This is a genomic window from Paenibacillus sp. J22R3 (genome assembly GCF_056269305.1).
Window position 1 is genome coordinate 38,820 of record NZ_JBWDNS010000009.1, and the last position, 23,205, is coordinate 62,024.

General features: G+C 53.1%; 15 protein-coding genes. 3 read left to right on the forward strand and 12 right to left on the reverse strand.

Going from position 1 to position 23,205, the window contains the following annotated elements:
* Positions 1-11: 11 nt before the first annotated feature.
* The 6 genes from AC0YN4_RS28290 to AC0YN4_RS28315 form a co-directional block, all read right to left on the reverse strand.
* Complete coding sequence (locus AC0YN4_RS28290) at positions 12-1,388, reverse strand: NfeD family protein (RefSeq protein ID WP_475837330.1); 1,377 nt, start codon at positions 1,386-1,388, stop codon at positions 12-14.
* Positions 1,389-1,465: 77 nt separating this feature from the next.
* Entirely contained in the window at positions 1,466-2,812 is a 1,347-nt protein-coding gene (locus tag AC0YN4_RS28295) for an MATE family efflux transporter (protein ID WP_475779156.1), read from the reverse strand.
* Positions 2,813-2,954: 142 nt separating this feature from the next.
* The gene (locus AC0YN4_RS28300; RefSeq protein WP_090979935.1) at positions 2,955-3,398 is read right to left on the reverse strand and encodes a GatB/YqeY domain-containing protein; all 444 of its coding nucleotides are present in this window, start codon (positions 3,396-3,398) and stop codon (positions 2,955-2,957) included.
* A gap of 15 nt (positions 3,399-3,413) precedes the next feature.
* Entirely contained in the window at positions 3,414-3,587 is a 174-nt protein-coding gene (gene rpsU, locus AC0YN4_RS28305; protein ID WP_090573672.1) for a 30S ribosomal protein S21, read from the reverse strand.
* A 119-nt stretch (positions 3,588-3,706) separates the two neighbouring features.
* Entirely contained in the window at positions 3,707-4,045 is a 339-nt protein-coding gene (locus AC0YN4_RS28310) for a histidine triad nucleotide-binding protein (protein ID WP_475779155.1), read from the reverse strand.
* A gap of 149 nt (positions 4,046-4,194) precedes the next feature.
* Positions 4,195-4,677, reverse strand: coding sequence for a hypothetical protein (locus AC0YN4_RS28315; protein ID WP_475779154.1), 483 nt, complete (start codon positions 4,675-4,677; stop codon positions 4,195-4,197).
* A 269-nt stretch (positions 4,678-4,946) separates the two neighbouring features.
* Here AC0YN4_RS28315 and AC0YN4_RS28320 point away from each other — a divergent pair, with 269 nt between their 5' ends.
* On the forward strand, positions 4,947-6,254 hold the full coding sequence (locus tag AC0YN4_RS28320) for an FAD-dependent oxidoreductase (RefSeq protein WP_475837331.1): 1,308 nt from the start codon (positions 4,947-4,949) through the stop codon (positions 6,252-6,254).
* A gap of 572 nt (positions 6,255-6,826) precedes the next feature.
* Positions 6,827-7,018 carry a Ger(x)C family spore germination C-terminal domain-containing protein gene (locus tag AC0YN4_RS28325; RefSeq protein ID WP_475837379.1) on the forward strand — a complete coding sequence of 64 codons (192 nt, stop codon included), beginning with the start codon at positions 6,827-6,829 and terminating at the stop codon, positions 7,016-7,018.
* 85 nt (positions 7,019-7,103) lie between these two features.
* On the opposite strand, the gene AC0YN4_RS28330 is transcribed toward AC0YN4_RS28325, so the two are convergent.
* The 6 genes from AC0YN4_RS28330 to AC0YN4_RS28355 all read right to left on the reverse strand — a co-directional run bounded on the left by AC0YN4_RS28330 (position 7,104) and on the right by AC0YN4_RS28355 (position 22,117).
* Positions 7,104-7,715 carry a hypothetical protein gene (locus AC0YN4_RS28330; RefSeq protein WP_475779151.1) on the reverse strand — a complete coding sequence of 204 codons (612 nt, stop codon included), beginning with the start codon at positions 7,713-7,715 and terminating at the stop codon, positions 7,104-7,106.
* Positions 7,716-7,846: 131 nt separating this feature from the next.
* The gene (locus AC0YN4_RS28335; RefSeq protein ID WP_475837332.1) at positions 7,847-11,305 is read right to left on the reverse strand and encodes an AAA family ATPase; all 3,459 of its coding nucleotides are present in this window, start codon (positions 11,303-11,305) and stop codon (positions 7,847-7,849) included.
* Positions 11,302-12,516: an exonuclease SbcCD subunit D gene (locus AC0YN4_RS28340; protein ID WP_475837333.1), complete on the reverse strand. Its 1,215-nt coding sequence runs from the start codon at positions 12,514-12,516 to the stop codon at positions 11,302-11,304. Before AC0YN4_RS28340 ends, AC0YN4_RS28335 begins: the two co-directional genes overlap by 4 nt.
* A 24-nt stretch (positions 12,517-12,540) precedes the next feature.
* A complete protein-coding gene (gene addA, locus AC0YN4_RS28345; RefSeq protein ID WP_475837334.1) occupies positions 12,541-16,671 on the reverse strand; it encodes a helicase-exonuclease AddAB subunit AddA in 4,131 nt (1,376 codons plus the stop codon).
* Positions 16,671-20,210: a helicase-exonuclease AddAB subunit AddB gene (gene addB / locus AC0YN4_RS28350; RefSeq protein WP_475837335.1), complete on the reverse strand. Its 3,540-nt coding sequence runs from the start codon at positions 20,208-20,210 to the stop codon at positions 16,671-16,673. The genes addA and addB overlap by 1 nt, the downstream gene beginning before the upstream one ends.
* 491 nt (positions 20,211-20,701) lie before the next feature.
* Positions 20,702-22,117, reverse strand: coding sequence for a class I SAM-dependent rRNA methyltransferase (locus tag AC0YN4_RS28355; RefSeq protein ID WP_475837336.1), 1,416 nt, complete (start codon positions 22,115-22,117; stop codon positions 20,702-20,704).
* A gap of 103 nt (positions 22,118-22,220) precedes the next feature.
* Here AC0YN4_RS28355 and AC0YN4_RS28360 point away from each other — a divergent pair, with 103 nt between their 5' ends.
* Entirely contained in the window at positions 22,221-23,204 is a 984-nt protein-coding gene (locus tag AC0YN4_RS28360; protein ID WP_475837337.1) for a Na/Pi cotransporter family protein, read from the forward strand.
* Position 23,205: the final 1 nt, after the last annotated feature.

A 23,205-nucleotide genomic window follows, 5' to 3' on the forward strand; every position in this document is an offset into this window, starting at 1 on the left:
CCTCCAATTAATTAGTTCTTCTCATCAATCTGGGCGACTACAACTCTCGCGCCTTCGACTTTAATGACCGTGACATCGGCACCGGATGGAATGAATTCGCCTGATGTGACAACGTCAATCCGGCTGTCGCCAATACGAATGGTTCCTGCAGGACGCAGTGGTGTAAGCGTCTTGCCATTCATCCCCAGATACGATACTTTGCTTGCTGTAGAGACATACCCTTCAGCCGTTGTCAGCTGATCGCGAAGTATGAATTTATTCCATATTCCGCGATGTGCAAATCGTTTGGCCATGATGTACACGATAATGCCTGCGACGATGACAGCCACGATGAGCGATAAACCGGCTGACTTCGGATTCGGCGCTGCCATCAGCACACTGGCAATCAACGATATGGAACCAAGTATGCCCAGTATCCCGAAGCTCGGTACAAACAGTTCAGATACAAGCAGCAAGATCCCGATGATAAACAGGATCACATCCTCAAGTCCTGCAAAACCGACAATGTAATGGCCGAAGAAATACAATCCGAAACCGATGACTCCGATAATACCCGGAGCTCCGAACCCCGGCATCATCAGCTCAATCGTAACGCCTGCTATTCCAATAATAAGCAGCAGCGTCATTACGATTGGCAGGGTTAAGAATTGTCCGACCCGCTCCATTGCACTAACTTCGTAATTCACAATGTTCGGCTGCGGCAGGTTCAACTTCGCGAGCGCGTCGTCAACTGTCTCCGTTGTATACTCCGCATAGCCTACTTTAAGCGCATCCCCGGCTGATAACGTAAGAATATCGCCCTTGGCTTTCGTCCGCCCGAGAGAGCTTAATTCAAGCTCCAGATTCGGATTCACCATAGCTGCCGCAATATTAGGATCGCGATCATTCAGCAGTGCTGCCGCTTTCATCTCTTCGGTCCAGAAGGAAAGCGTCTTCGGATTCGTGATCAACTCACCCGATTCATCAACAACCGCTGCCGCACCAATCGTACTGCCGGGCTGCATGATAATCTGGTCTGCGTTTAGTGCAATGTATGTCCCCGCCGAAACGGCTTTCCCCTGCACATATACCGTGGTTGGCACTTTACTCGTTCTGATTAGTTCCCCGATCTCGAGAGCACTGTCCAGCCGCCCTCCAAGTGTATTGAGAACGAGCAGCATGCGTTTAGCCTTAGCTTCTTCAGCCTCTTGATAAGCCCGCTCAAGTGTCTTCTGCAATCCGGATTCAACGGTCTGCTTCACTTTCACGACGTAAACGGTTGAGCCTACTGTTGCGCTGTCTGAGTCCCCTGCTGCGGCAAAGGCCGGAATAGCCATCGCCAACATGTAAAGCAGCGCCAATAGAGCAGGCAGCACCAATTTCAATCTCCACCTATGGGCTTGCTGCACGCCAGTCCCTCCTTGTACATTAACAAGCTTAATTCCTAAGTTAATGTTACGTACATGACACCAATTCGTTTCAGTTATTAGTGGCTGGCTTCCTTCAGGCGCACAGCGGTCCAATCTGTTCGATAGAACCTCACCATCACAGCTATGCCGAATACCATGAGGAATGCGTAGAGTGCAAGCCACGCCCCCATACTGCCCCAGTGAAAGACGAAGATGAACACATAGGCAAGCGGAACGAAAATAAACCAACTTACGACGAAGGATACGCGAAGCAGGAACGTTGTATCGCCAATTCCGCGAAGACCGCCTGCATAGAAGTTCAGAAGTCCATCGAAGATTTGCAGGAATGCAGACACCTGAATCAAATACGCTGCAAGTTTATAGACCTCGGGATCACTCGTGTAGAGATGCGTAATCTGTTTGGCGAAAATAAATTCGACCGTGCCGAGCAATATAAGAAAGATCGAGCCTAATATCGCGGTATCGGTACCGACTCGGCGTCCCTTGAGCGGCGTGCCTTTGCCGACATGCTGACCGACAAGAATGGTCGCGGTCGAGCCGAACGCAAATGCAGGCATGAATCCAAAGGACATGATGCTTAATGCCACTTCATTGGCGGCCAGCGCATGATCGCCGAGCCTTGCCACGAATGCGGTAAAGATGTACATCGAGATGCTAAGTGAAAATTCTTGAATGCCAAGCTTTCCACTCTCGATCATAAGAAGCTTCATTTCCACCCATTGGATCGCGAAAGCAATCCGGCTGCGAGTTTGGTACTTCTTGTGAAGCACAATGAAGAAGATAAAGACGCAAATAAGCGTTTGCAAACCTTCACCGATTAATATGGCTATACCGGCTCCCGTTAATCCGAGGTCGGGCATTCCCCAATGGCCGAAGGTGAGCGTGTACGTGAGCAGAATAATCGGTACGTTGACGAGCAGCGAAACGACCATGGACAATTTGGTTGCGCCTATTCCGCGTAGAAAACCATGGAACGCGAAATTGACAATACCGAAGGACATGGCATAAAACCGCAGCTCCAAATAGAAATCACCGGTTTCAACGAGTTCCTTGGAGCCGCCGGTCCAGCGCAAAATATCATCTGCACCGATCCAACCGACTACAGCAATCAGCACCGCAAAAATAAGACACATGTACATGGCAATGTACGTACGCTGAATGCCTTTCTTCATATCACCTGCACCGTGATTCTGTGCGACTAAATAATTGACGGTGTGTCCGATACCGGAGAACAGCGCGAAAGCGTTATACATGATGATGTTGGACACGCCAACGATAGCAATGATGAGTGCGCCAAGCTGTCCGACCAAAATCAAGTTAATGGTACCGGTCATCGTCATACTTGCAAAAGAGACAAGCGATGGAATAGCTAAAACCAAAATTTCTTTCCAATTACGCAACATGCTGCAGTATGCCTCGTTTCTATAGGTTAGCCTCAATTTTGGGCTAGTTTAGGCAAATGGTCAATAGGTCTTGATTGGAGTAAGGCCAGATATAACGAAAAAACACTCCCCGTAAGGGGAGTGCTTGGCTGTCAGCCTATGTTTATTGCAGAAATTGCTGCACAAATGTGTTTACTAGTTTACCATCAGCACGCCCTTTTGTTTTAGGCAAAAGTGCGCTCATGACTTTCCCCATCTCGGCTTTGGAAGAAGCACCGGTTTCCTGGATGGTCTGCTGAACAATCAACTTGATCTCTTCTTCGGTCAGCTGCTGAGGCAGGTATACACTAATAATTTCAATTTCTGCTGCGACATCTTTCGTGAGATCGTCGCGGCCGGCTTTTTGAAATTCTTGGAGGGAATCTTTACGTTGTTTGATCTCACGACTTAAGATATCAAGCACTTCAGCGTCTTCAAGCGGACGTTTCAAGTCAATCTCCAAATTCTTGATAGATGCTCGTATCATTCGAATTGTAGTGAGCTTGAATTTCTCCTGACTCTTCATCGCTTGCTTCATATCGTCGTTTAATCGTTCGCTAAGGTTCATTGTGGAAGGATCCTCCTAAAACTTTCTCTTACGCGCAGCCTCGGACTTCAACTTACGCTTTACGCTAGGCTTCTCATAATGCTTGCGTTTCTTCACCTCGGCCAATACGCCATCCTTTGCGATGGTACGTTTGAAGCGGCGGAGTGCAGCATCGATCGTCTCGTTTTTGCGAACTTTTGTTTCAGACACCAGTTTTCCCTCCCTCCGAATCAGACCGTCCAGTAAAAGTTAACACGGTTCATCAAACTAAATTATATGTTATAAGGAAAGGCAGTGTCAACTTGAAAGACTGTGCTATTTTTATACACTTAACCCAGAGGCTTTAATTTCTCTCCTCCGAGCAGGTGAAGGTGAAGGTGAAACACGATTTGTCCACTGTCCCCGTTACAGTTATTGACAACTCTGTAGCCGGATTCCGCAATCCCCTGTTCCTTAGCAAGCTGGCGTGCAACCGCGAATAATTCCGCCATTACTGCGTCATCCTCATCCGTAACATCATTCATCGTCGGGATATGTTTCTTCGGAATAATCAGCGTATGTACAGGTGCTTGCGGCTGAATGTCGTGGAAAGCAAGTATGCGCTCATTCTCGAACACTTTGTTTGAAGGAATGGTACCTTCTATAATCTTGCAAAATATACAGTCCATGACTCTGCTCCTTTTCACGAGTTTACGATTCTTCGTCCATCATAGCGAATAATAAAGGGCAAGTCCAATTCAGAATAACGGTTTGAACATGCAAAAAGCCAGCGCCCCGTGGAACGCCGGCTGTAACAGAAACGGAACAATTCTCCTGCTTACCAATAATACGGAAGCAGCGATAAGCCAAGCAGTGCGCCAAGCGGAAACACTTGCCGAACGAACCGGCGGCGCGGAAAGAATCCGCCTCCGGGGAAGAATCCACCTCCGGGAAAGAAACCGCCTCCTCCTCCCGGGAAGAACCCACGGTCCATATGCGGACCGCAATACGGTACAGCAATGCACACGCATTCGTCGTCGATATGTTCAACGATTCCATCGCAGCACCAGCCGTCGTGCGTTTGCACAAACACGTATCGATGCATATGATCTTGGCACATTTTCTTCATGTCATGCATGACCATTGGCTTGTTGTCGTGGTGAGCCGGCATCACAGCCGTTGACTGCTTGGGCATGGGCTGATTAGGCATCGACTTGTTTGGCATCGATTTGTTAGGCATTGATTTGTTTGACATCGACTTATTGGACATCGGCTGGTTAGGGGTTTTCCCTACCGGCGACGTTGAAACTTTCTTTTCCATGCGGATCATGACCTCCTTCATTCTCCTACCATGATATTCGCCCGTAGGCAAATGGCGCCTGTGCATGCTAAAAATGGGCTGGAGTCCCTTAGAAAACCGATGCCGATTCGGCAAGTCTTTCAGTCAGAAATGAGATAGATCGGCCTCAAACAAGCGGCGTATAATGTACAAGAACATAAGTTGCCAAGGGAAGGATTGGACGAGCTGCTCGTCATGCTGCACATTTGCATGCAAGAACCCGGCCGCTTGTCACTAGGAGGAGATCGGAAATGAAGGTTGCCATAATCGGCGGGGGACTTGCGGGTTTGACCGCAGCCGCATACTTATCAGAGCAGTCCGGCGTCACAGGTGTACTATTCGAGCGGAGTCCGCAGCTTGGCGGACGTGCATTTACGTATGAGAAGGCCGGCTTCACGCTAAATTATGGGGCACATGCGATTTATGGCTTGGACAGGCATACGCTGTCGGTCATGGAACGCGAGCTGAAATTGGATTTCAGCAGCAAACAGGTGGACAAACGCAAAGTAATGTATGAGAAAGGCGAGCATCTGACACCTGCTCCGCTTGATTTTGTTAATTTAGTAAAAACAGATCTGTTGACAGCCATGCAGAAGGTCAGATTCGTCGGTGAAATTACTGCCATTATGGCAAATATCCACCAAATTAAACATTACGCAACGCTCGGTGATTACTTAGCCGAATCAGGTGCCGCTGAAGATGTGAAAGAACTGTGGGAGCATCTGGTGTGCAGCAATTTCTTCATTACGCCTGAGGATGCGCGCCGTGTACCGGGTACCGTTATTAGTGACTATTATCATAATTTGTTTCTGTCGCACAGACCTGTAAATTACGTGCTGGGCAGCTGGGCGGTTATTACGAATCAGCTGCGCGACAAAGTCAATTTGTCCGAGCGTTGGTCAATTGCGCTTCAGGAAGGCGTTGACGGCATCCGTTATGAGCAAGGCAAGTACGTGCTGAAAACTAAGGCACGGGAAGAAACCTTCGATCGCGTCATATTCGCGATGCCGATTCAACAGGTCGTCAAGCTGCTGCGCGGAACGCCTTGGGAGCCGTTCCTAGCGCCATATGAGCATAATACGGCAACCGAAGTCATGGTGTACGACATTGGATTGGACCACGTTGTAGCGAGGCCGTTCAGCTATATCAGCGATATGAACCATAAGCTGTTTATTTCCGATGTATCTGCCACAGACCATACCCTCGTGCCGGAGGGCGGTCAGCTGCTGCAGGGCATTGCCTACTTAAGCGATGAGAACAGCGGCGATGAAGACCGTAAAGCTTACTTGGAAGAGCGCACGCAGCAGATGGAGTCCTTATTCGATCGCCATTATCCGAACTGGCGGGATGCCGTTGCCGTGAAACGGGTATCGAAGAAAGCAATGGTACAGAGCGTAAAAAATATCGCAAGCAACCGACTGGTGCCGAACCGGATCGAAAGTATGCCCTTCTATTTCTGCGGCGATGGTTGCGAAGGTAAAGGCGAGCTGGCCGAGCGGGCTTTCTCTAGCGGTCGACGGGTAGCGGAGCGGCTGGTAGAAGAGTTATTGCACGTGTAGGCAACGAAGACTAAGCAGACACGCTGTGGAGCTTTAGAGAGGTGTTATAATAGCGAAAAAGATGACTCCAACTGAATAACCAGTTGCGGAGTCATCTTTTTTATGATGGATTCAGTACACTTACCACGCCTTCATATTCATAGAAATCCACGATATTAATTTTGGCATGCTTGTATGTTTGCTGCAGTCAGCTCAAGAGCAAACTTTGGCTTCGAACTCGTTTCGTTGTTAGCATTGGCAGGAGCGATGTTATCTGAGTCAACTCATGACTAAGAACTCAACAACAACCACCTCTAAAATGTAACGGTTGTACCAGCGGCTATTTTGCCTAAAATGCCCTTTTTAATTTTCTAAAGGTTGCCACAGAGCTTAAATGGCCATTTTCTAATCGAAATCGAGTCTTTCATTGTATATAGCCTCTGTAGCAACCGTTAGCGCTTCAAAAGTCGAATTTTGCATGAAATAGGCTCGCTGACAACCGTTAGAAATTGAAACGGCTTTTAATAGAGTCTAGCCATTCGTCGCGATACAGGACAATAGGCGGATCGACTGATTGAGGGCTTCTAAGAAATATAGGAGCGAAGAAAGATACGGGCAGACATGTCCTTCAGCGCGCGAATTCTGATGCACTTGGCATCGGGCGAGACTTAATCGCTTTCCAGCCTGTTTATTGGAAATCGATCGATTGGGAGACTGATTATCCGAAAACCGATTTTCAGACGAAGGTTGATGTTGAGATTATTTCGAAGGGGATAAAGAATTGAGGAATGGGTGAGGGATGGAAAAAGGCTGCTCCTCCTGTGCGTTGTCCGCAATGGGGGAACAGCCTTTGTGGCGCGAGAGCTTCGTCTACTTGCCGAACATAACATTCGCCGGCTTGTTCATAAATTCCACCAGCTTCTTGGCCGAATTGACCCACTTATCATCGACAAGAATCGTCAGCGAGGTCGTTTCGGAGATCGTATCATGCTTGAAAGTTGCCATCTCAGCCGCGCAAGCTTGATTAACGGCTAATAGTGATTTCAAATAGATCCGTTCCTCGTCCGTCAGCGGACCCGTGTGATTGCCCAGCGTCTGCAGTGACTTCTCCGATTGTTCTAAGAACGTCGCCGCATTGCGGTTGGTCGTAGGAAACGGCGTGCCGTTCACGGTCTCCGCCTCTTTGATAAAGGTCGCGATGGCAGAGCTCTTATGGTACGCGGCGATCAGCAAGCTCTTGGCCGCCAATCGGGTCGGGATATCCTGATGCTTCAGCAAATCCTCAATTCCAGACGTCACTTGATCAAAATAAAGCTTGGCGTCATTGCCGGACTGCAGAATCGAAGTCCCACGGCTGATGCGCGCATCCTTATCATGTTGAATCGTGCGGCTGTATAGAAACACATTGCCAATTAAACTAAATGTAAGCAAGATAAGGACGACTGGCGTAAAAATCGGTCGTTTGGGCTTGTGCTCCTCCACGGTGTTACCTCCAAAAGGTTTGTTCAAATCAGGATTGGCACCCACGTTTATCCTATTCGTTAGGGCCCTCCACTAAGTTAGCGTTTTCCGCATGGGAATGCAACCGGATTGGAGCAACGTTAACAGATCCGTCACATCGTTTCGAGTTCAACGCTGCTGCCTCTGCCGGAAGGCTCGGCTGGCGTAATGATAAGCCTTCTTGGCAAGCGTGCCCGAAGTTCCGGTACGTGACTGATTACGCCTACCGACAGCGTATCGTTCTGCAGCTTCTCCAGCGCCGTAATAACCGTATCCAGCAGCTCCGGATCCAGCGTTCCGAATCCCTCGTCCAGGAAGAAAAACTGCAGCGGATATTTGCCGCGGAGCTGAATTTGACCGGACAATGCGAGTGCCAACGCCAGCGAGGCCAAGAAGGTTTCACCCCCGGAGAGCGTCGAAACCGGTCGACGTATACCGCCGTTGGCATCATCTCGGATAACAAAGCCGCCTCCGGAATCGACTTCAAGCGCATAGCGGCGCTTCGTCAAGAAGCTAAGCCGTTCAGAAGCTGCTCGGCATACTTGAACCAGCTGCTCTTCTGCGACATACTCCACGAATGCATTCCCGCGGAACACCGTTTGCAGCGACTTCAGCCTGCCGCAAAGCTGCTCCATCTCCAGACGTTTCGCTTCCAAGCCGTTCCACCGCTCCTGTTTCGCTTTGAGCTCGTCCACATCCCGTTCGGCTTTCGCTGCCGCTTGCAGCATGCTCTCATTCATCAAACGGCCTTGCTCCAGCAGCGTAACCGCTTCTACCCACTCTTCTTCGGATTGGCTGCGTCCCTGAAGTTGATCCCGAAGCAGCTCAACCTGCGCGGCAAGCTGCTGCTGTGCTTCATGATACTTAGCGACATCTTCCTTGATTCGGGCTTGATGGACAAGCATCGGCTGCAAAGCAGTGACTTCCTCGCTGCTCTCAAACGGAGAGGCCGATAAGGCTTCCTGCCAAGCGGTGCTCGTTTCCTTATTTCTGTTGTCAGCCGCGAATTCCGCCTCTTCAGCAGCACTTCGCTGCTGCGCCGCTTCCGACAGCGTTTCCTGTGCGGTTTCGTGCCGCTCGGTAAGCAGCTTAAGATTCGCGCGCAGCATAGTCAGTTCTTGTTCTGCCTCCGTAATTAAGCCAGTCGCCGGAGCTCCGTTGGTTATCCCCTGCAGTTGGTTTCGCTTCTCTCCTAACTGCTGCTGTTGGCCAGCAAGCGTTGCCGATAGAGCAGCGAATTCCAGCTGTGCCGCCTGAGCCTGATTCGAGCTTTCTTGCTGGGTCCTCGTCGTCTCCTCGATGTAGCTGACGCTCCGCTCGAGGCGGCTCCTCAATTCAAGGGCAGCCGTTTCCCGCTGCTCCAGCTCTTGCAGACGCTCTTCCCCTTGCGACGGCTGCAATGCTGCTCCGAACTGCTCCAGCCATAAAGCCTGTTCCTGCATCAATTCCTTTGCGGATTGCACATATTGAGCCTGTGCGCGGTCAGAGAGTGCAGCTTGCGTGCGGTAGTCGTTGGAGATCTGTTCACTCCTGCGATTGGCATCTGTAAACCCCAATCGGCTGCTTGCAAAACCTTTCTCCGCATTCGCAAGCCAGCTTTCATGCATGGTTATCATCTCAGCAATTGCCTTAAAAGCCGATTGATGAGCGGCCAGTGCTTCGGCTGAGGCTGTTGCTGTTGCATCCGATGTAAGCCTTTCGGTGACCTCGGCTGTAGCAGCAGCCTCTGGCATTGCCGTATCCATCATTATCATCATCGAGCCGGAATCAATCGCATCCGTCAATCTATCCATCGCTGAACTAGCCTTGGTTTGCAGGGGCGATAATCGCAGCTGCAGCTGCTGCGCTTGTTGAATCACCAGCTCCCATGCAGCAATGACCGTATCACCGGCGGAGTTTTCATCCTCGGTGGCAGTCCCGTGATTACTGGGGTGGACGCATGATCCGCACACCGGACATGGCTCCCCTTGGATTAATCCCTCCCGTAATTGCGCGGCAAGCTGCAGCCGGTGTTGTTCACGCTGCTCACTACGGACACGCTCCAACCATTGCGGCAGCGAACGGCTCCACTCGCTCAGCTCGCGGTTCAAGCCTGTCAACGAAGCATGTACCGGCTTCAACTGCTGAAGCTGTCCAAGCAGCTCCTTCTCAGCTTCACGCTGCTCCGCTTGCGCCGTTTCCATCCGTTGCTTCGCTTGATTGTGCAGCTCCGCCGCTGCGTTCCGTTCATCTTGCGCAGTCGAAGCTAGCACAGCAAGGTGGTTGTGCTGCTGCAGCCGCTTGCTCAGCGCATTACGCTTGTCCCGATCCTCGGCGGTGAGCTCCACCGCCTTCAGCTCCCGGCGCAGCTCGCCCTGCTTGGCCGCAGCCTTGCCGAGCATCTCCTGCGCTTTGGCAGCCTGCTCGCCATGGCTGCGGCTGCGCTCTTCCGCGTCGCGGGCGCTCAGCTCGCCGGCCGCGACGCTCCGCGCAAGCGCGGCGGCTTCGCCTTCGAGCCGCTGCGCCTGCGCGAGCTGCTCGAGCCGCTGCGCCAGGCGCGGCTCGCCCGCCGCGGCCGCGGCGGCTGCCGCCGAGCGCGCGGCGGCTGCGGCCGTGGCCGCTTCCAGCCGGGCAGCGTGCGCCAGCCCGGCGGCCTCGCGGCGCGAGGCGGCAGCGCGCAGCGCCGCCTCGGCCGCGGCGGCTGCGCCGAGCGCGGGCGCGAGCCGCTCCGCGGCGGCGAGGCGCGCAAGCTCGCGCTCGAGCTCCGCGACGCGCGGCGCTTCCGCGAGCAGCTGCGCTTGCAGCGCCTCTTTGTCTTGCAGCGCGCTGAGGCGCTCGCGCACATGCAGCCGCTCCGCGTGCAGCCGCTCCGCTTCCGCCAGCGCGGCGCGCGCCGCCGCAGCTGCGGCTGCCGCTTCGCGGTAGCGAGCCTCCGCGGCAGCCACCGCTTCGGCCGAGGCGTCGCCGAGGCCCAGCTGCTCGGCCGCCGCCTCATTCAGCGCGGCTTCCGCCGCTTTCATGCGCTGGCTGAGCTTCAGCGCTAACCCGTCGCCGAAACGCTCCAAGCGGAACAAGCGCTGCAGCATCGAGCGTCGGTCCTTGCCGGTCAGCGACAGAAACTCGGCGAACTTCCCTTGCGGGAGAACAACCGCGCGCGTGAAGTCCTGCATATGAAGACCAATCTGCGCTTCCACGCAGCGCGTAACATCAACGAGCTTATCCGCCAGAACGACATCGCCGGCTTCGGTAATCTCCACGAAACGACTGACCGTATTGCTGACGGACACGTCACCGCCGCGCTTAAATTGCCGCTCAACACGGAAACGCTTCTTCTCGCCGGCACCGGAGAGCTCGAACGTGAACGACACCGCGAGCGTTTTCTCCGCTTGATTCATAATGCCTTGTGTTCCGTTCGCAGCTCGTTCAACTTTGCCATAGAGCGCTAACGTAATCGCGTCAAGAATGCTGGATTTCCCGCTGCCGGTCGGACCGAAGATACCGAAGACGCCGGCTTCGGTCAGCCGTTCGAAGTCGACCTCCTGCGGTTCCCGATAACTCTGTAATCCGCTTAATCGAAGGGATATCGGCTTCATGCGCTCTCACCTCCATCAAGATCTGCCGGCATAGCGCCACTCTGCAAATCTTCCTCTTCGGCAATAAGTGCCAAGAACAGCTGAACGGTTGGATCATCCGGCTCCCCGCCACCGGTCTGCTTGGCAAAAAATCGCCTGAACAGCTCCTCGGCAGGCAATTGCTCACGTGAGCGCTCACCTGACTCCATCGCCTCGGCAGACTCCGGATAGATGGGACGAATATGTATCAGTCCGTCATGCAGCTTACGCAGCTGCTGGATATGCTGAAGCGTCATCGCTTCGGTCATCCACACATCAAGGTCAATCCATGCACGCGAATCGCGTCCTTCTTCCAGCCAGCTGTACACTTCGGCCAGACCGCCCTTGGCGTTCCAGCTCACCAGCGGTCTGCCTGAGCTAAGCAATATCTCCTGCGGCACTACCACTTTACCCGGCTCCGCATCGAATACCGTAACCGACTTCGTTTGCCCTGCTTCTGAGAAGCTGTAAGCAAGCGGTGAACCGCTGTAACGCATCGTCTCATCCCCGGCTACCCGCTGTGGACGATGCAAATGACCAAGCGCTACATATTGCGCGCCGATTCGGAGCGCGGACGGATCAACCGTATAGGCACCGCCGATTTGAATCGGACGCTCGGAATCGGTCTCCAAACCGCCAAGTACATAGATGTGGCTCATCGCCAAATTCACCGTGTCGCTTCGAAAAGCACCGCCAAGCTGCGTCATTAGTCGCCCTACTCGTTCCGAGTAAGCCGTGCGCAGCTGCGCCTCATCGGTCGCTTCACTTAGCAGCTCGCGCAGCCTGGATTCCGATGGATATGGCAATGCTGCAATAACCGCTTGCTCCCCGGTACGGGCAACATCGACGATGATCGGTTGGTCTGTCGGCATGCCGACCAGTCGAATGCCGCTTCGAGCTGCAAGCGGAGCAGATGCGGACACCCGCTCCGGATGATCGTGATTGCCAGCGATAACCGCAACGGTCCGCTTCCCACCCTCGGCCAATCTGGCAACCGCTTCGTAGAACAGCTGCTCCGCCGCTGCCGGCGGGTTGACTGAATCATAGACATCACCTGCAAGCAGCACCAAATCAATCTCTTCTTCCTTGACGAGAGAGGCAAGCTCATCAACGAAAGCCGCTTGTTCCTCTAGTCGGCTGCGGCCTTCGAGCGACCGCCCGAAGTGCCAGTCTGCCGTATGCAGTATACGCATCGCTTGTTTCCCCGTCCCTTCTGTTTAAAACAATTTAACCGCTTCTCCACCATCGAAGAAAAACACATAACATTCATCAATCTTGCGTCCAATAATAGACTGAATCGCTTCCGCATACAGCGTGAGCTGGAAACGGTGACGCTCCGCCGCTTCCGTCCATCGTTTCATCGTAATTCGGTCTGTCTTATAATCGAGCAGCACAAGTCTGCCTTCTTCATCTTGAAACAAGCAGTCGATAACCCCTTGAATGAGGATCGGTTCGTCACTCAGCACATGAGATGCATTCGGATACACACGATCCGCAGGAAACGTGCAGCTAAACGGCGTCTCACGTCGCACCCATTGCGCCCGGAGCAGTCTAAGGCCGACATCACTTAGAAAAAATGCCGCCGAACCCGTAATATCCACAGCCGCCGCCTGCTGAGCAGACAACATATTTCGTTCTCGAAGACTTGCGACCGTATCACGAACCGTATCTTCCGATATTTCATCCGCCAGCTGAATATGCTGCATGACAAGATGGCTGACCATCCCCCGTTCGGCTGGCGTTAAAGCCGTTTCCTCCATGAACTTCGGACGGCGCAATCGGAAGGTATAATCACGATGTCCGGTTTGCTGTCCCTTATCTAATGTCTCATCTACTTGACGCCTTGCCTTCGGCTCTTCATGAACCAAACTTTCCGTTTCCAAGTCAAAAAGAAACTCTACCTGCTCCTCAATCCCAGGTGGTGATGGTAGCGCCTCGTCCTCAGACACGGCTTCATGAAGTTCAGCTTCTTCCGCGGATCCAAAGCCGGCCAAGCCATCGTCTCCCGCCAGCTCCGGCAGCAGAAACGCCGCCTCATCCATGCCGGCTTCGGCATGCAGCCGTTTCATCTCGGTTACGGATGTTTTGGCTGCCGTCATCGTAGCCGCAGTATAGGGATACTGCCAGCCTAGTCGTCTTTCTATCTCGGTTGCCGCCTCCGGCGACTCAGGCAATGGAACAAGCTCCTGAACGGCCTGCATCCGCTCAGCGATTGTTGCTGCCTCTTCGGTTTCTTCCACTGTACCGGCCGCCGCTTCAAGCCCTAGCACTGAAGCCGGAACGACAGCAGTCCGCCAATCTCGGAAAGAGATAATCTTTGCATCATCTTCTACGACTTCATCAGTTGGGAAATCATCCTTCTCGCTCACCATAACCGTCGGAATTCCCGCTCCCATTGCAAGCGGTCCGAGCCAATCCAGAAACCTCGACGCCCCGGCGATACGGAAATCCGCCAATCCGCCGTCCGCATCCAGTGCTGACTCCCAGCGCTGCAGCTGCTTCGATGCGTCTGCGACCGTTCCGACAAGGAACATTTTCTCCTTTGGCCGTGTTAAGGCTACATACAGGATCCGCATCTCTTCTGCCAACGTTTCCATTGCCAGACGCTGTTTGATCGCCAGGTGCGGCAATGTCGGATAACTGACTCTGAGCTCTGTGTCTACATAACGCGGCCCGAATCCCAGCTGTTTGTGCATGAGGAACGGACTGCTAAGATCACGTTTATTGAACTGCTTGCCTAAACCCGCGGCGAAGACGACCGGAAACTCCAGCCCTTTACTCTTGTGGATAGACATAATGCGCACGACATCTTCTTGCTCCCCGAGCGCTCTTGCCGTTCCGAGGTCACCGCCGCTCTCGCGCATCCGATCAATAAATCTGAGAAAGCGGAACAATCCTCTGAGCGTTGTCGCTTCATACTGCCTGGCCCGGTCGTGAAGCGCGCGCAAATTCGCTTGTCGCTGAAGGCCGCCTGTCATGCCGCCTGCCAAGTCGTAATAGCCGGTCTCGCGATAGATTCGCCATAGTAAATCGGCCAGTGATCCCTGCCGAGCCTCTCCCCGCCACACTTCAAGCGATGCTAAGAAAATTTGCAGTTTCCGCTGCATTTCTTCAGGCATATTAGGATCATCCGCAGCATTCCTGACCGCTTCAAAGTAGGAAACGCGACCCGCTGCTATACGAATAAGTGCAAGCTCTTCCCCCGTCAGTCCGACAAGCGGTGAACGAAGCGTACCTGCAAGCGGAATATCTTGATAAGGATTGTCTATGACGCGCAGAAGCGAGAGCATCGTCTCGACTTCTGTCGCCTCAAAGTAACCGCTGCTGAGCTCTGCATAGGCAGGAATGCCATGATGTTGGAGCTCCTCGATGATGACCGGCGCCCACTGCTTATCTGCCCGCAGCAAAATAACGATGTCTCGCCAAGCTAGCGGCCGCTTGCGCCCCTTCTTGCCGTCGTACACCTCGAACGGTTCTGCGTTTGCGGCATCTGCCTGCATGCCTCTCAGCCGAACAATTTGACTTGCAATATAACGCGCCTCAAGCTGAACGGTTTGCAAATCTTCCGCAGAATCAGCCGCCGACATTCCTTCGCCTTCTGAGTCTGTCTCTTCTTGCGCTTCAGCGGAATGGTCTGCCGTTTCCCCTTTGCCACGGTCCAGTACGGCAAGCTCTACCGAATACCGCTCCGCTGGGCCACCTTCGCTTGATGACGGATACGTGGCGCCGCACACCAGCTCTGCACGTGCGTCGTAGTCCATTTCCGCTGCTTTCTCGCGCATGATGGCGCGAAACACATTGTTAACGCCGTCCACGACTTCCTGCCGACTGCGGAAATTCCGCGCCAAATCGATCCGAACGCCAAACTCTCCGCTGCTTTGCTCGTCAGGTACAATCTCCGAAGCTGCAGCGTCCACTTCACCAGCCATGCCATAACTCTTATATTTACGCAGAAACAATCCCGGTTCCGCCAAGCGGAATCGATAGATGCTCTGTTTAACGTCGCCAACCATGAATCGGTTCCCTCTGCCTGAACGCGAGATCAGCGATACGATCGCTTCCTGAACCATATTCGTATCTTGATATTCATCGAGCAATATTTCTTGAAACTGCTGCTGATACTCTAAAGCCGCAGCTGATGGGACTAACGATGTGGCGGTGGATTCAGCATCCCGCAATATTCGCAGGCAATAGTGTTCCATATCGCCAAAATCAATTAGACCTTTCTCCAGCTTCGCCGCTTCGAACCTGCTGCCGAACTGATCAGCCAGCGAAGCCAGTGTCTTCATGAGCGGTGCCATCTCAGCCAGCTCCGCAGCAAACTCCTCCGGCGTGCGAGTAAACAGCTCGTCTGTTAAATCGGCGATAATGGTTTTGGCCCGGTCACGCAAATCTTTGGCCTGCTCCTGCAGCGCCTTATCACATGCATCTCCGCGCTGGCTCTTCAGTTTCCCGAAGCTTGCAGCCGTAAATCCCTCATGCCATGTCGTCCATGGCTGACCTTCAACACGATGAAGAAGCGAGCGAACAAGCGCTAAATCATCTCGAAACGTCTCTCCATAAGCATCGGGACCTCCGGGCTGGTAGGATAAAGCTTCTGCTTGTTCCAGCAGGCTAACTGCGCCTTGCAGAGACAACGATACGGCATCCGTCAAGCTCGTCACCCATTCGGTTTGACTGAGCTCTTCCGCATCCTGAACTTGGAATGCATTCGCTGTTTCCTCCAGCCATACCTTCGGCCAAGGATGACTCTGCGAGAAGTGATAGAGCTTCATTACTAGCGCGTAGAGCGGTTCATCGCCGCGTTCCCCGCCAAACTTGTCTACCAGTTGAAGGAATGCTTGACCTTCCTCTGATTCCGGCTCCCCATAACGCTCCTCGAATATGGCATCAAGCACGTCAATGCGAAGCAGCTCCGCTTCTGTCTCATTAGCGATGCGAAATCCGGGATCGAGCCCGATGAGCGAATAGTAGCGACGTATGACATCGAGGCAGAAGGAATGCAGCGTCGTAATGGAGGCACGCCCCATTAAGGCAAGCTGTCGGCGCAGATGATCAGAACCCGGATGTCGATCCAGCTCTTTCTCAAGCGCAATTCGAATACGCTCTTTCATCTCTGCGGCCGCTGCTTTCGTAAAGGTAGCAACAAGCAGCCGATCGACATCGGTATCAGCCGATATTTTGCGGATAATCCGTTCGACCAGAACCGCCGTTTTACCTGAGCCCGCTGCCGCAGCTACCAGAATATTACTGCCGCCTGTCACAATAGCTCTCCACTGATCATCCGTCCATGTGCTGCCAATCGGTTTTGGCGGAATTGTCGAACCCTCGGGTAACGTTGTCGTCATTACTCTTGCTCCTTCCCTGTATCCTCTTGCACATCCATGTTATCGCCTGCATCCTCACCGCTCGCAAGCAGCTCCCAGACTTCATCTTTACCCGGCTTGTTCAACCTTGTATAGCAATTGCCTTCTACCAATGGGTCGAAATGACACACCGGCTTATACGCGCAAAATTGACATGGCGTCTTATTGCCCAGTCGATACGGAGTAATCGAAACATCTCCACCAGCGATTCGATCACCGATTCGGCGAAGTGTTCCTCTAACCGAACGACGCAGTGTTCCCCACTGCTCATCAGATACGACCGAAGAGCTGCTGTAGAAGCCGCCGTCACGCTTCAGCGCAAGCGGCAACAGCTCGGAATAACCGGTCGACAGCGCTCCGTCCATCATTCTGACCGTTTCCTCATCTGCGAGTACCAGCCCTTTAAGCTTGAACCGCTTCAATATTTCCGTGCGCGCCTTTGCAGGGGGCATACCGTTAGAGGTAGAAAGCATCGGATTATGCACGTGGAAATACAACGCACCGGCTGCTTTCGCAGGCTGACCAAGCCATTCCGGCGCATGCGTAAGCAGAACGTCCAGGTAAGTTAGCATTTGCAGCGCCATGCCATAGGCAACTTCCTCTAAGCGAAGCTGTTTCGCGCTAGACTTGTAGTCGATAACTCGCAGCAGCAGTCCATCTGTTGTCTGCGCGGCGTCAACGCGGTCAATTCGACCGACCATCTCCAGCATTTTGCCATCAGACAGCGGAATCGTAACCGGCGGCAGAGGACCTTGCGGCCCGAAGCCGATCTCAAGTCCAACCGGTTTAAACTGTGCTCGCCTCGCATGCTCGCCAAGAATAACCGCAGCTTGGCTAATAATATCGCGCAGCTTGCGCGCTACATATTGATGACGGTTGCTGCTGAATAGAATTTGTGATTGCAGCCTCATAGCCAGCTCGTTTACGATTTCCGTCGATGCCTCACGCAGCTGCTCCGGTGTGAGCGAAGCCCAGCTGTCGCCCAGCGATTCCGTCAGCCGGTTTAGAGCAGCATGGAACAGCTGTCCGATGTCCGGCGCGGCTAGTTTGTAGAGGGTTCTCTCACGAAGACGCAGTCCATGTATCGCAAAATGTTGAAACGGACACGAAACGAATCGTTCCATCCGCGACACGCTTCCTCGCAGCAGCGTTCCATATAATCGCTCAGCGGTTTCCGCCGAGAGCTTCACTTCTTCATTGGTATATTGCAAGGAAGATACAAGACGCTGCAGCTTGTCCTGCCACTGCGGCCGAACGGCAAACCAGTTGTAAGCTTCCCACCATAGCGGAGCAATGTCGCCTCCATGCTTCCAAAGCCGCAATTGCGTAATCAGATAGGAGAGCGTTCGTTCCGGATGTGCCATAAACGATTGCTGCTCAGACTCTGGCATAGCCGGGACAGGCTCGCCTGCGATTCCTTTCTCCATCATGCCGGGGAAAAGTCCTTTAATATGGCGGATAATTTCCGAAGGAAGCAAGCTCTTCCCTTCTTCATCCGATTGCGGCCAGCTTATCCACAGATGCTCGCTCGGTGTCGTAAGCGCATTGTAGATCATGAACCGCTCATCGAGCAGCTTGCGCCGTACGCCAGGCGCCATGACAAGACCGCCGTATTCCAACGTTTCGCGTTCTTGCTCGGTCAATACGCCGTCTTCCTGCATGCGCTGCGGCATGACGCCGTCATTCGCGCCAAGCAAATAACAGATTGTGATCTGGCCGGAGCGCGTACGATCCATGCTTCCGATCAGTACTTGATCAAGTGAAGGCGGAACGGATGCTAGCTTCAAACTCTCAAGACCTGTCTCTACCATACCTGTGAACAGCTCTAGCGGCATCGCTTCGCTTCCCGTCATTTCGGTCAGCTGATCGAGCAAATCCATAACGCCGTCCCACAGCTGCCGATGCTCTCTCGCCCGAAGGGGAATGCCTTCCGCAATGGCTTTGCGGCTCCAGCGCTCCATACGATCCGGCGCTTCAATGGTAACCAGCAGTCTGTACATGGCCTCGCACATTTGTCTGACGCTGCCGGCTTTCTTCATCTCTCTGCCGAATTTGCGCAGAATCGGTACAACCGCTTCCCTTGCGGCCATAATGGCTTCAAATTCCCGCAGCTCATTCTCGCCTGCTTGAACGGGATCGCCATCCAGCGTATCACGCATTAATGGCTTCCACTGGCTGAGCGTCGTCCATCTGTTGCCATTCATGCCTGATGCAAGTGCATAGTTTTCTAGCAAATCAAACGTTTCCCGCGTTATACTGCCGTCCTCAGGGATGAGAAGCTCTGATTTAATGCAGCGGAATACGGCTTCATAACGCCAGCCGTGTGTCGCGATCTCCAGCGCAGAACGAATAAACTCGACGAACGGATGATGTAGCGCACCATTCTTCTGATCGAGGAAAAAGGGGATGCCGTAGTCAGCGAATACAGCTTTAATATAATCGTTGTAATCCGGCGCATTACGTACCATAACGGCCATATCCCGATAGCGCAGCTCTTCGTCACGTACTCGGCGCGTAATATCGCGAGCGACCGCCTCAACTTCTGCCCGGCGATTGGCTGCAGCATGAAGCGAAACGCCCCCTTGCGCCAGTTCAGTCTCCGTTAGATGAATCGGCTTCCTTCCGCCGTAGTGGCGTTCCAAATGCGCAAGCATCGGATTCTCCTTGAACCTGTACGGCGTTCCGTCGAGGAATACCGGCTCCTCGATCTCCACACCGTTCTCGATTGCCAAATCACGTAGCTTCATATAGGTCTCCGCAGTCGGCCGGAATAGATCCAGCTCATGCGGCTGTTCGCTTTGCTCGTAAAGCTTGTCCAGGCATAACGTTACAGTCATCCCTTTGGAGTACTTCATTAAGGTGCCGAGCGCGTCGAATTCTTTGGGTGTAAAGCCGTGAAACCCATCTACCCAAATCTCTGTATCTGCCATTGAAGGCGCTTGATGATAACCCTTGACAAGCCAGCTCAAATAATCCTCGGCATCGACATAGAGCCCGTCCAGTTCACGTTCAAGGCCTGAGGAAATCATTTGCAGATCGTGAAGCTTTCTCCCAAGCAGCAAGCTGCCCTTCTGAGGCATGCGGCTTTCGACAAATGTGGAAAGCTCATCTGTACCGATCCCGTACCGCTTCCACTCCGTCATCAGCTCGCCAAGACGCTCGATGAAACCATGCTGGGACTCGCTGCCTTTAAACAGCTGCAGTTGCTCCTCAAGGCGGTGGACGATTTTGTAAAGCAGCATATTCTTGCCGTTCTCGCTAATAGGAACCAGTGCAGTACCGCCTGTCTCCTGCATAATCCGGAACGAAAGACGGCGGAAGCTGAGTGCCTGCGCCCTTATAGAACCATTCAGCTCTGCATGGTTCAGTAATGCATATTCCGTTTGGAAGGTTGCCTGCTCCGGCACCAAGATGACAATCGGCGGCCCGTCCGGCTGTGCCAGCACGTTGCTGCGAATTTGATCCAAACAATAATGGGTCTTACCCGACCCTGACCGGCCAATTACAAATCGGAGCGTCATAATCCGCCAACCTCTTCTCGTTATTCGATTCTCCTATTCTACCATACGCCCCAGCTTGTTTCATCTGAAAACACAAACATTTGTTCGTTTTGAGCGAAGGTAAATTGTTCTTTGTCCCTTTTGGCTGAAGCCGCCACCCTCATCAATTGGAATATTGCACGTTCTGCAACATTTATCCTAGTACAGCGTGCAAAACAGAGAATTGTTGCTCGTTCTGCAACAATCCCCAAAGAAGCTGATTAAAACTAATCTAAAATATTGGAAATGTTGCATTCTCGGCATCATATCTCTTTATCAACCCGATGCATGGAGCAAATGTTGTATTTTGAGCAGTATTGTTCATGGCGGAGATCATCACGACGGCGGTGGCGGTGGTATGACACCGGTTTTGTTGGTGTTGGTTCAGCAACCCTAATAAACAATAAAAAACGCCCCCTTTACTTAAGCGATCACTTAAGTAAGGGAGCGTTAAAAACGAATATCAAATGCTGCTAGCGGCTTCGCACTTCGAATATGCCAAACTTCAAATAATGCCCTTCGTTGACGCCGACGATTTGGGGATGATCCTTGCCCGCTGCGCGCCAATCGATTAAGCGAAGTGTCTTCCCTGCATCAATGGCAGCCGCTTGGATCGTCTCGAGAAATAGCTCGGGACGCATATGGTAGGAGCAGCTGGCTGTAACCAGGTAGCCGCCTTCATTCACGAGCTTCATTCCATGAAGGTTGATATCCTTATAGCCGCGTACCGCGCCTTCAATTGCGTTCTTCGACTTCGTGAACGCCGGCGGATCAAGTATGACCACATCCCATTTACGGCCTGCTTCCCCCATCTTCTTGGAGGTATCCACTGCCTTCGCACTGCCGCGCTCTTGACGCACTTCGATTCCCTTCACTTGTCTGCGAAGATATTCGAACGCATCCGCTACGACAAACTCTACTCGCTCCTCGAAGCCGTTACGAACGACATTGCGGCGTGCGGTTTCGATGGCATGCTCGGATACATCGAGACAGGTTACTTTCTTGGCACCGTATTTGCAGGCGTGCAGCGTGAAGCTGCCCGTGTGCGCGAAACATTCAAGCACTGTAGCGCCATCCCAATACGGGAACGTGACTACTTTGCCATTCGCATTGACGGGGACTAGCTTCTCTTCGTTAAGAGCCGCCAATGTGCCGGTATCGTCTGACGGAGCCGAAGATGGTTCGCCATCTGCGACAGACTTCAATTGAATGCCGCTGCGCGTACCCCAGCCGAGCATCAGAGGTGCAATAGAAGCTCTGTTCTCGCGTTGATCGAAGAAGTAGCCGGTCTTCTGGCCTTCAACGATATCCACTTCCATCTGCAAGCCATTTTCCAAAATATCAACGATACGCGGACACTCCCCATAGAGTACCCCTGTCCGCTGCTCGACGCCTTCCAATTCACGAACGGATACATCACTGCGCTCGTAAATGCCTTGAGGAGCAAATACAGCAACCAATGCGGCAACAATCGCTTCACGGCGAACCTCCATGCCAAGCGTCAGCAGTTGTACAACAAGCACAGCTCCAAAACGATCTACGATAAGTCCCGGCAGAAAATCAGCCTCGCCGTAAACCATCCGGCAATCATGCCCTTGCACGAACCGGCTCCGATGTTGTGCACACTGCATGAAACGTTCCCGGAAGAACGCCTCATCCATGGCTTCGATCGGTTTATAGGATGTTACCCGAACCGTAATTTGGGACTTCGGGTTCCAATAGCCTGTTGCCAAATACTTGCCTTGATGCGTTACTAAGTCAACCAGATCTCCGGGAGTCGCCTCTCCTTCGATACGGTTAATTTCGCCTGCAAACACCCATGGGTGCCCGGCCTCCAATCGTTTCTTGCGGTCACGCTGCAATATCGCCTTCGCCTTCACGCGTTCCATGTTCATCCTCATCCTTTTCCATTAGCTGACCTGGTCCGAACTTGTCATGCTCGTCCGGTCTGTTGCATATGTATCGTTATTCTTGTTAAAGGAGCGTACTGCCATGCTAATCATGATCGTAGCCCGCGTGCTCGGAGGGTTTGTCGTCTTCATGCTCGGCATGAGGGCGATGGAGCTGGCCATGCATCGTTCTGTCGGCCACCGTCTGCAGGATGTGCTGCGCAAATCCACTGCTACGCCGCTGCACGGATTGCTCGTGGGGACAGCAACAACGGCTGTGCTGCAGAGCAGCACAGCCGTTACCGTAATTGCAATAGGACTGGTCAACGCCGGTGTGCTCACCTTCCCGCGCACGCTCGGCATTATTCTGGGCACCAATATCGGCACCTGCTTGACGACCGAGCTGATCGGCCTTAATCTAGGCAGTCTCGGCTGGCCCTTGCTCAAGCTATCGCTCGCCATCTGGCTGCTGACCGCCCTCTTCGGCGAGGTCGGCCTTGGCAGCGGCACGCGCGCAGGGCAGAAGGTTAGCCGTTTCCTGAGGCCATTCCGCAACGGCACCGTCGTTACAGGAGGGTTCTCCTTACTGCTTATTGGAATTGGGCTCATGCAGTCCGTTGCACCTGCCGTACAAGCTACACCTTTCTTCCAAGGCTTCATGAGCCGTGCAGAAGACAGCGTACTGTGGGGACTTGCAGCAGGCGTCGTGCTAACTGCTGCCGTGCACAGCAGCGCCGCCGTTATCGGCATCGTTATGGGACTCGCTCAGTCCGGCGCCATGCCCCTGGACGTTGGCATCGCGATTGTCCTCGGCGCTAACGTCGGTACATGCATTACTGCCGTACTCGCAGCACTTGGAGGAACGCCATCCGGCCGTTTCGTCGCTTGGGCTCACGTGCTGCTTAACGTCGGCGGAGCTGCCTTATTTGCACCATTCGCAGGTGAACTCGGCTCCATAGCGGCTTCATTAACTTCATCGCCTGCCGGCCAAATTGCCCATGCTCAGACGATCTTTAATGTTCTGTGCTCGTTAATTGCCCTGCCGATTTGTTATCTCCCACGTTTAAGGAAACTGTCGGCAACTTGAA

Excerpts from the sequence above, each read along its gene's own strand:
- AC0YN4_RS28295 (WP_475779156.1), bottom strand. The coding sequence starts at position 2,812 with ATGTTGCGTAATTGGAAAGAAATTTTGGTTTTAGCTATTCCATCGCTT.
- AC0YN4_RS28300 (WP_090979935.1), bottom strand. The coding sequence starts at position 3,398 with ATGAACCTTAGCGAACGATTAAACGACGATATGAAGCAAGCGATGAAG.
- AC0YN4_RS28310 (WP_475779155.1), bottom strand. The coding sequence starts at position 4,045 with ATGGACTGTATATTTTGCAAGATTATAGAAGGTACCATTCCTTCAAAC.
- AC0YN4_RS28315 (WP_475779154.1), bottom strand. The coding sequence starts at position 4,677 with ATGGAAAAGAAAGTTTCAACGTCGCCGGTAGGGAAAACCCCTAACCAG.
- AC0YN4_RS28320 (WP_475837331.1), top strand. The coding sequence starts at position 4,947 with ATGAAGGTTGCCATAATCGGCGGGGGACTTGCGGGTTTGACCGCAGCC.
- AC0YN4_RS28335 (WP_475837332.1), bottom strand. The coding sequence starts at position 11,305 with ATGAAGCCGATATCCCTTCGATTAAGCGGATTACAGAGTTATCGGGAA.
- AC0YN4_RS28340 (WP_475837333.1), bottom strand. The coding sequence starts at position 12,516 with ATGCGTATACTGCATACGGCAGACTGGCACTTCGGGCGGTCGCTCGAA.
- addA (WP_475837334.1), bottom strand. The coding sequence starts at position 16,671 with ATGACGACAACGTTACCCGAGGGTTCGACAATTCCGCCAAAACCGATT.
- addB (WP_475837335.1), bottom strand. The coding sequence starts at position 20,210 with ATGACGCTCCGATTTGTAATTGGCCGGTCAGGGTCGGGTAAGACCCAT.
- AC0YN4_RS28355 (WP_475837336.1), bottom strand. The coding sequence starts at position 22,117 with ATGGAACGCGTGAAGGCGAAGGCGATATTGCAGCGTGACCGCAAGAAA.
- AC0YN4_RS28360 (WP_475837337.1), top strand. The coding sequence starts at position 22,221 with ATGCTAATCATGATCGTAGCCCGCGTGCTCGGAGGGTTTGTCGTCTTC.